Origin of the sequence: Streptomyces sp. NPDC087787 (assembly GCF_044743035.1) — a bacterium.
In the GTDB taxonomy this organism is placed as follows: Bacteria; Actinomycetota; Actinomycetes; order Streptomycetales; family Streptomycetaceae; genus Streptomyces.
In genome coordinates this window covers 16,611-31,002 of record NZ_JBIUVQ010000029.1, presented here as the reverse complement: position 1 = coordinate 31,002, position 14,392 = coordinate 16,611, and the positions used below count along the sequence as shown (strand labels likewise).

Here is a 14,392-nt window from a genome sequence, read left to right as displayed (position 1 = left end):
GCCTAGAGCCAGGCCCACAAATCCCATGTGTACGTAGATGTTGAAAACCCGTGAACACGGGTGTGCACGAGCTTCGACAAGGCTTTGTGATGTTGCGTTTCGGCGCTCGCGAGTGTGATGGCCCCCACAAGACGATCAGTCATGAGGGGGCTCAAGATGGGCGAGTTGGGGCGCTCAGGCATCGAACGCGTACTCCAGCACGTATGCCGCGCTGTCCATGGTCATCTCGTTCACTTCGACGGCCTCAAGCTCAGCGTCGAAGGCCGTGCGGCACAGCTTGATGACGGGGCGCTCCAGGGGCATGGCCAGTCCTTCGGCCTCCTCAGCGACGGGCAGCCGGCATCGGATCTCTTCGCGGAAGTGAGCGGGCGCGTGCCCGATCTCAGCGAGCCGGGCGTACGTGCCGCCGTCGCCGGTGTCCACGCGCATGATCGCTGTGCCTTCGGCCAGGCCAAGAGGCAGGTACGAGGTCGCGAGCATGACGGGCCTGTCGTCCAGCGCGAAGCGTCGGGACCGAGCGCAGACGAGTTCGTTCTCGGCCACGTCCAGCATCCGGGCGATGTGCGGTGGCGCGGCCACGGTGTCCACGCGGACGTCGATCGTGACCGGGCGCTCCTCGTCAGCGGACCAGATGGACTTGCCAGCGCCCCACTGCTCGCGTGCGAGTCGTTGGATGCCGTGACGTCGGATCGGGCGGAACTCGATGACCCGAGCGCCGGCACCCTTCTTCGTCTCCACCAGGCCCTCGATCCGAAGGATCTTCAGCGCCTGGCGGGCGGTAAGCACAGCGACCTCGTACTGGGCGGCAAGCGCGCTCTCGCCCGGCAGCCGATCACCGGGACCGTACTCGCCGGACTCGATCGCCGCCTTCAGGTCGTCGGCAATCCGCTGGTACTTGGGCCGCTGTTTGCCCATGTCACTCGCCATTCGTCTCCCTACCTCGTTAGCGATCCTACGGCCGCTGGCTATCGAGGAACCGGCAAGGGCGCCCCGATGTGTGGGGGAGCCGCCGGAAGAGCGTACCTCGTTAACGTACTTCTTGACATCGCTAACGAGGGCAGGTCTACTGAAGGCGCATCGAACCTCGCTAACGAGGTGAGGGCGGGGGTGCCGAAGAGGTGCTGCTTCGCCCTGCCCACTCGCCATCGGGACGCCTCCCGAGCCCAGCACGTCCGAGAGGAGCACCACTCCATGAACGTCACCCGCTGCCCCGCCGCCAGCCTCGTCACCGAGTACTTCGACTCCGAGACGCACGCGCTGCTGGACGAGCTGGACGTTGAGCTTCCCGGGTTCGGCGACATCGACCTGGACGTGGCGTTCGGTACGCCGCTGGAGATGTACGAGGCCGGCGAACTGGACCACGAGCGGTGGGCGGGCGTGGACATGGCCGTGACGCTGGACGCTCTCTACGCCCGCTACGCCCGGATGGACGCCGCCCGCGACATCGTCCGCGCCGACCCGGCCATCACCGCCCGGGTTCGCGAGCGGCTGGTCGACGTGCTCCTCCCCTACGCCGCGCAGCTGCGCACCGCGGCGCCGGCCGCCGCGCCCCTCCCGATCGCGGCCTGACCCTCCCCTGCACCACCTGCCGGGTCTTCGGACCCGGCTCCCCCACTCGGAACCGCCCTCGGGCGGCGCCGGGTGAGGGAGCCGGACTCGGTTCCCCGATAGCACCAACGCTCCGAGCGAAGCCCGCCATTGCGGGGGGTGGGTCTCGGGAGTGGCCGCTCCTTGAGAACTCCATAGCGTGATCCACCACAGAGCAGGACCGACCGTGACCGCACCGGTCGGAGTGAGTGGAGACCCGTCGTGAGGCGCCATCACACCTGGTGGTGGCAGTCGGCACGCATGGATCCGTCGGGCGCCCTGTTCGGGGCGGTCTGGAGGGGTAAGGCCCGCCAGGCGCTCATTACTGACGGGGAGTGCGGAGGGCCGGCATCCCCACGACGCTAAAGAACCACGCGGCAGACATTCACTCCCGAACCCTCAGCTTCCGGGTCGCTGAGGCGAGGAGTCCGCGTGCAGACCTGGAGGGGCACCCCGTCTCCCTGCACCACAAGACGGGCGCGCGCGGCGGCAGAGGCCGCGCATATCGCTTGCAGCCCTGCGCTGCCCGCCGTTCACCGCTTCGCCCCTTGAGGCCGGGCCGGTGGCCGGCGGAGTGCGCAGGACGCACTGCCCCGCTGCTTGGCGGGGCCCCGTACGCGACGAACCCCCAGGGAGTGCAGCCCTGGGGGTTCTCGTCGCAGGTCACCCTTCCGAGAGGACGACCCGCATGCAATACAGCATGACACCCGAGCAGGCCCGGCAGTCCCGCCGGGCCGTACTCCAGACCGCGGTCGATGCCACCGCCGTGTGCACCACCCTCCTCGACCCGGACGCGTTTTTCCGCGCGGACGGCGAGCAACAGATCACCTGGCAGGCCCGCCGTGCAGAGGCGATCCGTGTGTGCACCGGATGCCCGGTGCGGGCAGCGTGCGAGGAACTCGCGCTCCGTGATGGCGACGGTCGGGCCGACGCCGACGAAATGGTCCGCGGCGGACTGACCGGCCCCGAACTCGCCGCCGTCCGCACCCGCCAGGCCGACCGCCTGGCGGCCGCAGCCGACGCCGACCGCGACACCGAGGGCAAGCAGCTGGACGACCTGACCGCCGAACTTCAGCGGACCGTCCTCAAGAACCCCGACAGGGCCGGCGGCCACCGGGGGAGCCAGGCGCAGGCCGCGCAGAACACGCAGGTGCGGCTCCTGGCGGGCCAGATCCACGTGATCCGTACCGCCCGCCGGGCCCGCGCCGGATGGAGGACCGCAGCATGATCCCCACCATCACCACCCGGCCCCGCACCGACGAAGAGATCGGCCCCCGCCAGCCCGGCGCGATCTACCAGAACGTCGACGGGCGTTTCGAGGTCCTCGCGCTGGTCACCAACCCGCACGAGGCGGCGAAGCTGCTGCGCCGCGACAGCGCCCGGTGGGCGGTCATCGTCCGCGACACCCTCCGCCCCGACGGGCAGCCGTTCGCGGTCGGCTCGGTCTGGACGACGTCCGACTACCTGATCCGGCCCGCCAGGACGGCGTACGCCCCGGCGGCCTGACGATCCGCCACGGTCCCTCTCCCACCCCACCAGAGCTGGAAGGGGGTGCGAGACGGGCCGTGGCTGGCCGTCCGGCCGGCCAACAGGGCGACAGCCCCGGAACTCTGACCTTCCGGGGCTGTCCGGTCAACGGAAGTCGGAGAACCCCCTTGACCACAGCGATCATGACACGGTCCGCGGCCCGTACGACAGAGGCCACAGCCAATCCCGAGTATGCACGCGGCCGACGCGGCCGGCACCCCGGTGCCTGCCCCGCTACCGCGCACCGTCAGCTCGGTGACCTCCTGGCGCGTATGGCGCGCGAGGCCGACACCCGGATCCCGGACGGTCGGCGGGCACGCCGCACGCTCCAGGAGATGATGCCCGGCTACCAGCGGCAGCCGCTGCTGACGCTGCACCGTCCGGTAATGGCCGACGACGCATGCCCGCTGTGCGGCCGGTGGAACTGCCCGGGCAGCGACTGCCCGCCCCCCGGCATCCTGCCCGCCGCGACGTCGACCGCAGCGCCCGCCCCGGCGACCGCCTCCGGCGGCGGCCAGTGCAGCCAGTGCGGCGGCTGGTTCGAGGGTTGGTCCGGCGGCGTCTGCGACGCCTGCCGCTGACCGGATGCCACACCTCATACAAGCGGCCCGCGCAGCGCAGCACCGCGCGGCGCGGGCCGCCACCGTCATCGGCACCACGCACCCGCTGACCCGCCTGCTGCTCGCGGCCGCCGCTGTGGCGGCCGCGGCGGCGTGGGAGGCAGGACACCGCGTCGCTGACCTTCACCACCCGACCCGCCAGCACCATGAGAGATGAGAACGTGCCTGACGATCTGTACCAGCGCTACCAGGCAGCGCACCGCACCCACCAGGCGCACATCCGCACTTGCACCCGCTGCACCGACACCGCCCGCTGTCCCGACGGACAGCGGCTGTTCGAGGCCTTCGCTCGGCTGCAAGACGCCTACCTCGCCCGCCAGCGCGACCAGCGCCGCCGCTGAGCCACCCCGCTCAGCCGACATCGCCGCCTCTGTCGGTTGCCTGACCCGCCCGTCCCGGCCCCGCACACGCGCGGCGGCCGGTACGGGCGCGGTCCAGGGGAGCCAACAGCGCCGCAGCTCCACCCCCTTCACTCGACTCCTTCTCGGAGGCCTCCATGACTGCCCGCCTGCCGAACGCCCTGTGCACCCACACGCCGCGCTGCCCGTCGGCTGCCAGTCCCGACCACGCGGCCGCCCACGCCGTGGCCGGCCACCCGGAGCAGGGCTGGAGCCTGCTGTGCAACGGCGTCCTGGTCTTCGAGGACACCGGCGAGCTGCTCCCCGACGGCCAGGTCTTCGTCCCGCACCGGCCCCTCACGGTCGCGGCCTGACGGCTGCCTGATCCGCCCGCACCGACCGCCGAACCCTGGCGGCTGGTGCGGGCGGTGAAGGGGAGCCGTCAGACCGGACCGACAGTCGAGAGCTGACTTCGCGCCCGCCTGGTGGGAGTCGCACCCAGTTTCGCGCCCGCCCCGTGACGCTTCGCGAGACCGGCCGCCCGCCCACCGGGCCGCCGGCCTTTTCGTGCGCCCGGAGCGGGTAGGGCCGGTTCCAGTTTCGTGATCAACCGACCGCACCGACCGCCGCTTCGGGAACGCGCCGCCGCGTTTCGGGAGCGGCCCCTGCCGTTTCGCGCACGCCCTGAATGACCCCCTCTGGAGGCCCTCATGACGATCACCGACTGGCCGCGCACCGCGGCCGAACCCGACCCCGACACGGCTTCACCGGCCGCCGCTTCGGGAACGCGCAAGCCGGTTTCGCGGACGCTCGGCACTGTTTCGGGTGCGCCGGAGTTCGTTTCGGAGACAGGAAGCGGAACCGGAACGAAGCCCTCACCGAGGAGGCTGACCGGCACCCAGAAGTGGACAGCCGGAGCGATCGTCGTGGCCGCGCTCGCCCTTGCGGGCATCGGCCTGTACCTGTCCTTCGAGCACGTCGCGGGCTTCGCCTTCACCGAGCTCCGCTTCGGCACGATGGGCAAGGGCCAACTGTTCGCGGTCGGCGTCGACACCGGCATCATGGTGATGATCGCGGTCGACCTGCTGATGGCCTGGCTCAAGCGCCCCATCAGCTGGATCCGCTACCCGGTGTGGCTGCTGACGGCCGCGACCGTCGTCCTCAACGCCGCGTCCGGCGCCCCGGAGGGCGCCTGGAGGCTGCTGGACTACGTCGCTGCCGGCGCCCACGGCGTCGTCCCGGTCCTCTTCATCACCGTGGTGGAGTTGGGCCGCACCGCCATCGATCGCGTTGTCCGACCTGAGCAGGAGGAACGGGACTCGATCCCGTGGCTGCGGTGGATCCTCGCCCCGGTCGCGACGGCCCGGATCTTCCGCCGGATGCGGCTGTGGGGCGTCACCTCCTACCCGGAGATGATCCACCGCGACCAGCAGCTCATCGCGTACGAGCAGTGGCTCAAGCGCAAGTACAAGGGCGACATCTCCAAGGCGTCCGAGGATGAGCTGCTGCCGATGAAGATGGCGCCGTACGGCTACACCGTCGACCAGGCCCTGGCCATGCCCGATGAACAGGAGCAGGCAGCTCAGGAGCGTGCGGAGGAAGCCGAGCGCCGCCGCCTGGACGCGGAGACGCGCAGCGAGGTCGCCAAGGCGGAGTCCGACGCCGAGCGGCTGCGCGCCAAGGGCAAGGTGGAGCTGGTCCAGGCGGAGGTCGACGGCCAGACGGGTCAGGCCCGGGCCCACGCCCGAGCCCAGGTCAGCGCCGCAGAGCGGGCCGCCGCGCTGGAGAAGGAGGCCCTGGACAACGCGGTGGTCGCCGAAGCCCGAGCCCGTGAGGCGGAGGCGGAGCGCAAGGAGGCCGACGAGCACGAGGCCAAGGCCGCCGCCGATCTCCGGGCGGCGGAACTGGAGCGGCAGGCAGCCGAGAAGCGGAAGGAAGCTGCGGAGGCCGACCGGGTCGCCGTGGCGGAGGCTCAGGCGGTTGAGACCCGGACCGTCGCCGAAGCCCGCGAGGCCGCTGCCGAAGCGGACCGGCGTGCTGCCGAAACGGAGAGGGCCGCTGCCGAAACGCGTCGGGCCGCCGCCGAAGCCGACCGCAAGAAGGCTGAGGAGGAGCGCCTCCATGGGGTCGCTCTCGCCGACGCCGCGCGCGCCAAGCAGGAGGCCGCCGAAGCCGAGCGGGCTGCTGCCGAAACGCGTCGGGCCGCTGCCGAAACTGAGCAGCGCGCGGTCGAAGCCGAGGACGTCGCGAAGCTCAAGCCGCGCGAGCGGGCGGTCCGCCGGGTCGCCCGGATGATCCTCGTGGCCGGCGGGGACGCCGACCGGCTGCCGCTGGCCGACATCCAGCACGAGCTGGCGGTCACCTCGCCCGGCACGGCCTCGGAGTACCGCCAGGAGGCAGCCGAGCTGCTCGCTGGCGGCTACCGCCCCTGATCCACCGTCCGGCACACACCAGTGAGGGCCAGCCCATCGGAAGTGGGCTGGCCCTCGCTGCGACTGCCGGAAGCAGTCACAGCCCCCACAAGTACACCAGGAGGGAATCCCCGCCGTGAACAGCGAAAACGACCCGAACTACTCCCCTCTGCGCGACGTCGCACAGAGCCCGGAGGCAACCGCCCGGTACCTGGCCGACGTTCAGCGGGTCCTGCTGGACATCGGCAAGAACCTGGAGACCCTCTCCATCGAGACCCGCGTGCACCTGCGCGAGACGCACGTGGAGGGCGACCGCTGGTACCACGCCAGGCTGCGGGCGATGCCCGTGGAAAAGGCCCTCGGGCAGGTTCTCAAGAACCTGAACAACCTCACCGAGGGCCTGGAAAAGAGCGCCTATAAGCGCCGTGCCCACGATGAGGCCGTGGTGAATACAGCCAAGGACCGGAAGGAAAAGGAGCTGGAAAGGCAGCGGAAGAAGAACCCGCCGACCCTCCAGGCCGCGCCCAATCCGCCCCAGCAGGGTGCGCAGGGCCAGAATTCCGGGTATGGTGGTCCCACGTCGATTTACGACCTCGGTAAGAGGGAGTCGGCGTGACGCGCCCCCTCAGCAGCGCCGAACGCTCCATTCAAGGGCGGAACAGCTGGCTGCAGGACGAAGAGCGCAAGGCGATCGAAAGTCGCGGGGAAGTCGGCCGGATGGAATTCTGGCTCCGCGTTACTCGGTCCGAAATCACGAGGGAAATCAAGGCCGGACGCGGCGATGTCATTGCCGCTTTCACGTTGGTCTGCCGCCTCTTCAAGTTGGTCCTGGAGAAGCGGCAGGCGGGCGACCCGCGGCTGTTCGACCACCTCATGCAGTACGCGGACACCGTCCTGAAGCAGCACGGCCCGCGTAGCTGAGCGTCACCCACGAAGGCCCCGCCGGGCTCCGGCGGGGCCTCGCGCGCGTAAAGCGTGCACACGTGCACGTGCACGCGCGTGCACACGAGACCCCACTGTCTGTCAAGTCCCCTGGAAGGGAGGTGCCCGTGTCCGACGACCCCGACGACACCGGCGGCGGAACCCTGGTCCACGGCCCGTGGAGCGGCGATTCCACGTACTCGCTGCCGCCGACCCCGGATTTCATCGACACCATTCCGCCGCCGGAAGACATTCCGGCCGCTCCCCCGGAGACTCCGGAGGAGACGACGATGGAACTGCCGCCGATTCCGGCCGCTCCGGACCCGGCAACGGCGCTGCGTTCCGACGGAATTACCGCACCGGAAACCGATGAAGACGAAGGCGAATACGAGGAAGGCGAATACGAACAGCCTCGCTCTCTCGCTGACCGTCTCGGTGACTGGTTGGAATTCCGGCTGGAAATGGCGCGGGCCAACCATGAAAGCGAAGCGCCTTTCCGTGAGGCTGAAATAGCACGGAAGGCGGCGCTGCTGGAGGGCCACACCGCGCAGGAAGTCGCGATGATGGAGCAGAACGGAAAGCTCCATGCCGCGATGATGAAAGCGAAGGGCGACAAGGCGGCGGCGCGCGGAAAGGCGGATGCCGACCGCACGAAGTCGTCCTCCTCCGGCCTGGGTGCGGACAAGGGCCGCTCGAAGGCCGGCGGCGGGGGCGGGTCCTCGCGCGGCGGGGGCGGCGCCGGGCCGAACCGGTCCGGGGCCTCGCGCGGCTCCAACTCCGGCGGCCCCGGAGGCCGTTCGGGGAACGGATCGACCGGGGGCGGCGGAGGCGGCAAGGGCGGCACGAAGGGCTCCCAGTCGGGCTCTGGCGGCCGCGCAGCCGGTTCCGGGCGCGCCGGTCCGTCCGGGGGGTCGAAAGGCTCTCAGACGGGCTCTGGCAGCTCCGGCCGGAACGGCAACTCCCGTGGTGACGGCGCCAGTCAGGCATCCGGCGCCCGTGCCGAGCGGGCCCGCGGCCGCCAGGAGCGCGCCGGGGCCCGGCAGGCCGGGCGGCAGGAGCGGCGCACCGCCGGGCACGCCGCCGGTGTCGCGGACCGGACCAAGGACCGCGACCAGGCCCGCGCCCAGAAGCAGCAGGCGTGGGAGGACCGCTGGGCCAAGAAGGCGGAGCGGGCGGAGGCACGGAAGGCGAAGCGGGAAGCCGCGGCGTCGGCCGACCCCGGCCGCACCACGCTGGGCAAGGCCATCAGTGAGGAAGCCCAGCGCCGCTTCGACAAGCGCCGCGCCGACATGAAGGCCGCCGCGGACGCGAAGGACGCCAAGGCGGCCGGCACCGAGAAGGTGAACCTGACCAAGGACAAGGACTCCAAGGCCAAGGGCACCGACGGCAAGGACGCCAAGACCGCCAAGGACGCCTCCGACGGGGCCTCCAGTGCCACGAAGGACGGCAAGGCGGGTGATACGCCGGGCACCGACTCAACGGCCGGCGACGGGGCGTCTGACGGTGCGAAGAAGCGGCGGCGGTTCCGGCGCTGGCGCACCGGCGGCACGGGCCGGGCCGGACGACGCGGACGTACCCGCCGCACCGGTCGCACCGGCCGGACAGGGCGCGGTCGTACGGGTCGTACCGGTCGGCGCGGCCGTCCGGCGGACAGCCCGTTCGGCGCGGAGGACCCCACCCCGACGGTGGAGTGGCCCGACCGTCCCACCCGCCCGCCGCGCACCGACGCCAAGGGCGAGGACGACATCGTCGAGGCCGACATCGTCCCCGACGGCCCGGCGGCCGTCACGACCGGCGTGCGGGGCCTGCCGCCCGCACCGGAGCGGCACACCGCACGGCCCGGCACCAGCCGACCGACCAGCACGGAAGGGAACAGCGTGAGCAGCTCGCAGGTCAGCAGGCCGTCCGGCGCGGGTGGCCTCGGCGCCCAGCACCGCACGGACATCACGTTCGACGACTACCTGATGGAGATGGCGAACATCGCCATCCAGGCCGCCTCCGACCAGGAGCGGGCCGAAGCCCTCGCGGAGGCCCTGGACAAGGTCGCCGACGCCCTGCGGGACATGGCCACCGACCTGATCGGCGACCACAACGTCACCACCGAGGTCACCGAGCTCATCTCGGACCTGGCCGACGCCGCGGCCCGCATGAAGCAGCAGGCCGAACGGTGCGCGACCGAGTGCGGGCTGGCCCTGGAGGCCGCCAAGCTCGCGGCCTCGATGGTCGCCCGCGTGTACGGCCAGGACATGGCCGCCAAGGAAGACGCGGGCCTGAAGTACGTCTCCGCCGCCGCCCACCACGACTAGGAACAGGGAGGAAACCCGCTGATGAGCAGCGATCTCGCACCCCGCCCCAGCAGCGCGGCGCCCGCCGTGGCCGACGGCGACAACCGCTACAAGGCCGTCCAGGCCAAGCTCGACACCCTCGGCCAGGCGCTCGATGACGCAGGGCTCGGCCTCGAGGAGCTCATGCGCAGCATCAAGAAGAACGCCAAGCGCGCTGAGGACGCGGCCCGCGACGTCGCCAACGCCGACCTCGACCCGAAGTTCGTGGAGCTGACCAGCAACGTCGGCGTCGCCCTCGGGGGCGCCGGGGTGCAGGTCAAGAAGCTGCACGACACCGCGCAGGAGACCGCCGACCTCACCTACGAGACCAAGCACACCCACTCGAAGCTGTACGGCGCGCTGGACGACATCCGCTCCAACCGGCGCGAGAAGACGCCCCGCCCCGGGTTCTTCAACCGCTGACCCGCTCCCCCAACCCACCCTCGCCACGGGCGGCCCCGCACCACGCGGGGCCGCCCGTGCCCGTTCCCGAAGGAGAACCGGTGACTACGCCGCGCAGTGTCGCGCTCGAACGCCTCGCCTACACCCTCGCCGCGCCCGTGCTGGCCGTGGCCCCGAACCTCTACCCCGACAGCCCCGTCAACCAGGTCGTGCAGCTGGCCGGCGCGGCCGGGATCGGCGGCTGGGTGCTGGCTGCCAAGAGCGGTGAGCCCGGCGCCGGACGCAAGATCCTGCGCTGGTCCCCGCTGGTCCTGGCCGCCGCCGTCGACGTCGCCGCCGGGCACACCACCGGCTTTGGTTCGTACGGGATGGACTGGCTGCTCGCCGCCGGATGGGCGGCGGCCGGCTACCTCGTGATGCCCTTCTCCCGGCATACCCGCCGCCGTCACCGTCCCCCCGTCGCGGCGCCGGCCCCGCAGCTGGCACCCGCCGAAGCCCCCGAGCCGTCCCCGGTCGTGCAGGACGACGGAGCCGACCTCCTCACCCGCGACGCGCGGGTGCTGTGGGAGCAGGCCGGGATGCCCGGCCGCACCCACATCGTCAAGGCCACCCGGCACCACGGCATGCAGCACGACATGACGATCCTGCTGCGCGCCTCGGAGACCGGGCGCCCGATCACCGGCCTCACCGAGGCTGCGGTCGCCGCGCCGTTCGGCGTGCACTCCAGCGACGTCGTCCTGGCGGAGGTCGCCATCCAGCCCGGCCGCCAGGGCGGCCCCGGCTGGATGGAGGCCCTCATCACCCCCGACGCCAACCAGCGCCGCCGCAAGGCCCCCACCGACCAGGAGCGCTGGGTGGACAAGGTCGGCTCGCCCAAGGGCGGTGCCCCCGGCTCCGAGCTGGTCCACAAGACCCGCGACGACGAACGCGGGGTCACGTTCTACCGGGCCAAGATGGCCGACTCCACCGAGACTCCGCGCATCGACCTCGCCAAGGTCTGCCGCGGACTGAAGCTGCCCGAGGACGACTCCTGCGTGTTCGTCCTCGTTGACGGCAGCGAGTTCCTGATCAGCGTGTTCGACTCCCCGCCGCTGTCGCAGATCTTCCGGGCGACCCGCGAGCTGCTCACCCCGGACGCCAAGGGCATGTACGTGTGCGGGTACACCATCACCGGCCAGCCGGTGAAGACGATGGTGTACCAGCACGACAAGAACGCCCCGGCGCACGGCCTGACCCTCGGGGTCAGCCGGTCCGGCAAGACGCAGTTCTTCGCGATCCACATGGCCGCGCAGTCCCTGGACGGGGAGGTCGTGTGGCTGGGCACCGTCCGCAAGGACGAGAAGACGAGCGTGCTCGGTCGGTACATCGACCGGCAGGGCTCGAACGCGCTGTGGATGGCCCGCTCGCTGCGGGCGGGGAAGGCGCTGTGCGAGATCAGGGCGGAGATGCCCTGGCCGCACGACGGCCAGCCGCACGACTACAAGCCGGGTGACCCGCGCTGCCCGTACCGGCAGCTCAACGTCTACGGCGATGAGTTCATGACCGCGGCGCAGGACGCGGACTTCGGCGAGTTCATCCAGAAGGACGGCGAGGATCTCACGGTCACCGGCCTGAAGTACGGGATCGGCTTCAACCCGGCCGGGCAGTCGCCGTTCGCGCACAACGGGTTCTCCACGGAGATGAAGGACAACCTGCGCCAGAACTCGAGGCCGGTCATCTTCAACATGGGTTCGCCCGGCGCCACCCGCAAGGCGGCGGAGGGCACCATGGAGAACGCCTACGACGTGCCGACCATCCCGGCCCGCTACTCCCGCACCGAGGGTTCCGCGATCGAGCGGGCCATGCGCGGCGAGGCCGACCCGGAGAACGGCGTCAGCACCGGCGGCGTCGCGGTCATCGTCCTCGACAACGGCCGCGCCGTCCTGATGCGGTCGCTGTACGCGGACTTCGACACCGACCTCTCCGAGCTGTTCCCCGACGAGGTCAACCGGCTCACCGACCACGAGATCGCGGAGCTGGAGAAGCGCGGCCTGTGGTTCGACTGGAACGAGCCCGTCAGGCCCGGCGAGTTCTGGCCCGAGCCCGACGAGGACGACGAGGGCGAGGGCCGCTCCCGCCGGCGCGGCGGCGGAGGCGGCAAGGGTGGCGGGCGCGGCTCCAAGGGCGGCGGCCGCCGCTCCGAGCAGGTCGCCTCTCCCCGCCAGGCGCTGGAGGCCATCAAGAGCCTCACCGACGCCTGATCACACCCACCCATCCCCGGGGCCGGCCCGCCCGAGCACGGCCGGCCCCACCCCACCTCTCGTGAAGGAGCACCATCACCGTGGCCCTGTCCATCTCCGCCGCTGTGCTGCTGGGCATCATCGTCTTCGTCCTGGTCAAGGGCGGCTACGTCCGGATCGGCTCCGCGCTGGCCTGCACGCTGTTCGGCTTCACTCTCGCCGCGACCGGCCTGGCCCCGACCATCAACAGTGGCCTGGTCTCGCTCGCCGGACTGGTCTCCAGCTTCTGACTACGCCTCGGTCCACGGCGGGTCGGGCGTGTAGTTGAGGCCGTCGCAGAAGCGGCAGTCCCACTCCGAGGGGATCTCCCACTTGTCGACCCAGAAGCCGACCTGCCTGCCGACGAAGTAGTTGTCCCCGCCGCACCACCCGCACTCGAAGACGAACTCCACCCGATTCCCTCCACCGCGCCTGTCGGATCGAGGATGCCCGGGGCGCCGGTGCGGTGACTACCCACCTATCAGCCTCAACTCACCTGCGGCACAACGCCGAAGGGCGCCGCCGGACACGACTCCGGCGACGCCCTTCGCCGTTGCGCGCGGCCACTCCCCCACGCGCCCTCCCAGCCGTCACGGCCAGGAGGGCGCGCCCCTTCCCGCGTGATCGGAGAACCCCGATGGACCCCCTGAACACCACCCAGTCCGGCATGCCCGAGTCCGAGGCCGCGGCCGAAGCCCGCCGTCTGCTCGATGAGTGGGCGGGCAAGCCCGTGCGCCACCACCCCACCTCGTTCCGCGACGACACCGAGCCGCCGGCCTTCGGCTCCACCCCGCCCGTGCGGCAGGAGGACCACCGGATCGTCCCGGCCTGGGCGGCCGGGATCGCGGTGGCCTCCATCGGCGTGGGCGCCGGGGTCACCGGCATCGGCTGCGGTGCCTGGCTCGTGCTCCAGGGCCTGTCCTCGGTCACGTTGAACGGCGTCCTGATGGTCACCCTGCCCTTCGCGGGCATCGCGATGGTCGCCACCGCCATCGGCGGCGCGATCAGCAAGGCCCGCGCAGCCGTCACCAAGAACGTCTACGAGGGTCCGGTCACCCACCACACCGAGATCCACAACAACAGCACCACGCGCGGCGCGTTCTTCGCCCGCACCCGCAACGAGATCCGCTGACCGGCTCCGGCCAGCCCGCACCGCCCACACACCGATCCCCTTCGCCGAAGGAGCAGCTACGCCATGCCCAACAACGACAAGCCGGTCAACGGCCAGGAGAACCCGTCCTTCCTCGACGTGCTCAACCAGTTGCCGCCCGTGCCGCCGGCCCCCGAACTGGACGGCAAGCCCGGCACCCGGCGGCTCGCGCGGCTGCGCGCCGCGTGGAAGGAGTCGTGGGAGGAGGGCGGCTTCCTCTACCAGCGGTGGGAGGAGGTCTTCCAGGCCCGGCACGCCAGCTGGCACGAGGTCGCCAACTGGATCAAGGCCGCCGCGCTGTTCGGCGGGCTCAGCCTCATCGTGCTGATGCTGGACGCCGCCGGCGACATCGCCTCCGCCACGCTCAAGGGCCTGTCCGCCGTACCGGCGTCCGGCGCCGCTGACGGCAGCGGCCTGTGGGGAACGGTCGACCACCCCGTCCGCGTGTTCCTCGCCGACCAGGCCGCGCACCTCGCCGTCGCCCCGGCCGCCCTGTACGCGTTCTGGCAGCTGACCGGGCTGGTCGGCCTGGTCGGCGGGTTCTTCGGCAACGCCGGAGCACGCATCGCCTGGCTGCTGTTCGGCCTCGGCAGCCTCGCCATGATCTGGTCCACCGCCCCGGCCGGAGGCCGCGCCGCCGCCACCGGGCTCGCCGCCCTCATGTGGGCGCTGGCCAGCATGTTCGCCCTGCGCGGCCTGACGCTTCGGCCCGTCGTCCACAACCACCCGCCGCAGTACCAGTTCAACCCCGCGCTCCACTTGCACGCCACGATCCCCGCCCCGACCCCGGCGGGCGACGACCTCGGTCCCGACAACGTCCACCCGCTCCAGCGCTGACCGGCCCCGCCCCGTCC

The 14,392-nt window shown here is 71.5% G+C and carries 17 protein-coding genes; 15 read left to right on the top strand and 2 right to left on the bottom strand.

Annotated features, from left to right (window positions below; translation table 11 throughout):
• Positions 1–174: 174 nt before the first annotated feature.
• Positions 175–927, bottom strand: coding sequence for a GntR family transcriptional regulator (locus ACIOWN_RS31980; RefSeq protein WP_362356444.1), 753 nt, complete (start codon positions 925–927; stop codon positions 175–177).
• 264 nt (positions 928–1,191) lie between these two features.
• On the opposite strand from ACIOWN_RS31980, the gene ACIOWN_RS31975 reads away from it, so the two are divergent.
• The 13 genes from ACIOWN_RS31975 to ACIOWN_RS31915 all read left to right on the top strand — a co-directional run bounded on the left by ACIOWN_RS31975 (position 1,192) and on the right by ACIOWN_RS31915 (position 12,639).
• A complete protein-coding gene (locus ACIOWN_RS31975; RefSeq protein ID WP_362356446.1) occupies positions 1,192–1,569 on the top strand; it encodes a hypothetical protein in 378 nt (125 codons plus the stop codon).
• A gap of 706 nt (positions 1,570–2,275) precedes the next feature.
• On the top strand, positions 2,276–2,815 hold the full coding sequence (locus ACIOWN_RS31970) for a WhiB family transcriptional regulator (RefSeq protein WP_401984140.1): 540 nt from the start codon (positions 2,276–2,278) through the stop codon (positions 2,813–2,815).
• Positions 2,812–3,093, top strand: a complete 282-nt coding sequence (locus tag ACIOWN_RS31965; RefSeq protein WP_362356450.1) for a hypothetical protein — start codon at positions 2,812–2,814, stop codon at positions 3,091–3,093. Before ACIOWN_RS31970 ends, ACIOWN_RS31965 begins: the two co-directional genes overlap by 4 nt.
• A gap of 293 nt (positions 3,094–3,386) precedes the next feature.
• Positions 3,387–3,695 (top strand): hypothetical protein, encoded by a 309-nt coding sequence (locus ACIOWN_RS31960; protein WP_362356452.1) that lies wholly within the window; start codon positions 3,387–3,389, stop codon positions 3,693–3,695.
• A 200-nt stretch (positions 3,696–3,895) separates the two neighbouring features.
• Positions 3,896–4,075 carry a hypothetical protein gene (locus tag ACIOWN_RS31955; protein ID WP_362356454.1) on the top strand — a complete coding sequence of 60 codons (180 nt, stop codon included), beginning with the start codon at positions 3,896–3,898 and terminating at the stop codon, positions 4,073–4,075.
• A 179-nt stretch (positions 4,076–4,254) separates the two neighbouring features.
• Positions 4,255–4,446 (top strand): DUF5999 family protein, encoded by a 192-nt coding sequence (locus ACIOWN_RS31950; protein ID WP_362356542.1) that lies wholly within the window; start codon positions 4,255–4,257, stop codon positions 4,444–4,446.
• 336 nt (positions 4,447–4,782) lie between these two features.
• The gene (locus ACIOWN_RS31945; protein ID WP_362356456.1) at positions 4,783–6,504 is read left to right on the top strand and encodes a DUF2637 domain-containing protein; all 1,722 of its coding nucleotides are present in this window, start codon (positions 4,783–4,785) and stop codon (positions 6,502–6,504) included.
• A 115-nt stretch (positions 6,505–6,619) separates the two neighbouring features.
• A complete protein-coding gene (locus ACIOWN_RS31940) occupies positions 6,620–7,099 on the top strand; it encodes a hypothetical protein (protein ID WP_362356458.1) in 480 nt (159 codons plus the stop codon).
• Positions 7,096–7,404: a hypothetical protein gene (locus tag ACIOWN_RS31935; RefSeq protein WP_362356460.1), complete on the top strand. Its 309-nt coding sequence runs from the start codon at positions 7,096–7,098 to the stop codon at positions 7,402–7,404. The genes ACIOWN_RS31940 and ACIOWN_RS31935 overlap by 4 nt, the downstream gene beginning before the upstream one ends.
• A gap of 128 nt (positions 7,405–7,532) precedes the next feature.
• Entirely contained in the window at positions 7,533–9,710 is a 2,178-nt protein-coding gene (locus ACIOWN_RS31930) for an ATP/GTP-binding protein (protein WP_362356462.1), read from the top strand.
• A 21-nt stretch (positions 9,711–9,731) separates the two neighbouring features.
• The gene (locus tag ACIOWN_RS31925) at positions 9,732–10,151 is read left to right on the top strand and encodes a conjugal transfer protein TraB (protein ID WP_362356464.1); all 420 of its coding nucleotides are present in this window, start codon (positions 9,732–9,734) and stop codon (positions 10,149–10,151) included.
• Positions 10,152–10,231: 80 nt separating this feature from the next.
• Positions 10,232–12,370 carry a chromosome segregation protein ParM gene (locus ACIOWN_RS31920; protein ID WP_362356466.1) on the top strand — a complete coding sequence of 713 codons (2,139 nt, stop codon included), beginning with the start codon at positions 10,232–10,234 and terminating at the stop codon, positions 12,368–12,370.
• Positions 12,371–12,450: 80 nt separating this feature from the next.
• Positions 12,451–12,639 (top strand): hypothetical protein, encoded by a 189-nt coding sequence (locus tag ACIOWN_RS31915; RefSeq protein WP_362356468.1) that lies wholly within the window; start codon positions 12,451–12,453, stop codon positions 12,637–12,639.
• Here the strand turns inward: ACIOWN_RS31915 and ACIOWN_RS31910 are convergent, their stop codons facing one another.
• The gene (locus ACIOWN_RS31910) at positions 12,640–12,801 is read right to left on the bottom strand and encodes a hypothetical protein (RefSeq protein WP_225828917.1); all 162 of its coding nucleotides are present in this window, start codon (positions 12,799–12,801) and stop codon (positions 12,640–12,642) included. It lies immediately after the preceding gene.
• A 224-nt stretch (positions 12,802–13,025) separates the two neighbouring features.
• On the opposite strand from ACIOWN_RS31910, the gene ACIOWN_RS31905 reads away from it, so the two are divergent.
• Positions 13,026–13,520 (top strand): hypothetical protein, encoded by a 495-nt coding sequence (locus tag ACIOWN_RS31905; protein WP_362356470.1) that lies wholly within the window; start codon positions 13,026–13,028, stop codon positions 13,518–13,520.
• Positions 13,521–13,583: 63 nt separating this feature from the next.
• The gene (locus ACIOWN_RS31900) at positions 13,584–14,375 is read left to right on the top strand and encodes a hypothetical protein (protein WP_362356472.1); all 792 of its coding nucleotides are present in this window, start codon (positions 13,584–13,586) and stop codon (positions 14,373–14,375) included.
• The last annotated feature ends 17 nt before the right edge of the window (positions 14,376–14,392 follow it).

Coding starts and splice junctions, on each gene's coding strand:
- ACIOWN_RS31980 (WP_362356444.1), bottom strand. CDS start 927: ATGGCGAGTGACATGGGCAAACAGCGGCCCAAGTACCAGCGGATTGCC.
- ACIOWN_RS31975 (WP_362356446.1), top strand. CDS start 1,192: ATGAACGTCACCCGCTGCCCCGCCGCCAGCCTCGTCACCGAGTACTTC.
- ACIOWN_RS31970 (WP_401984140.1), top strand. CDS start 2,276: ATGCAATACAGCATGACACCCGAGCAGGCCCGGCAGTCCCGCCGGGCC.
- ACIOWN_RS31965 (WP_362356450.1), top strand. CDS start 2,812: ATGATCCCCACCATCACCACCCGGCCCCGCACCGACGAAGAGATCGGC.
- ACIOWN_RS31960 (WP_362356452.1), top strand. CDS start 3,387: ATGGCGCGCGAGGCCGACACCCGGATCCCGGACGGTCGGCGGGCACGC.
- ACIOWN_RS31945 (WP_362356456.1), top strand. CDS start 4,783: ATGACGATCACCGACTGGCCGCGCACCGCGGCCGAACCCGACCCCGAC.
- ACIOWN_RS31925 (WP_362356464.1), top strand. CDS start 9,732: ATGAGCAGCGATCTCGCACCCCGCCCCAGCAGCGCGGCGCCCGCCGTG.
- ACIOWN_RS31905 (WP_362356470.1), top strand. CDS start 13,026: ATGGACCCCCTGAACACCACCCAGTCCGGCATGCCCGAGTCCGAGGCC.
- ACIOWN_RS31900 (WP_362356472.1), top strand. CDS start 13,584: ATGCCCAACAACGACAAGCCGGTCAACGGCCAGGAGAACCCGTCCTTC.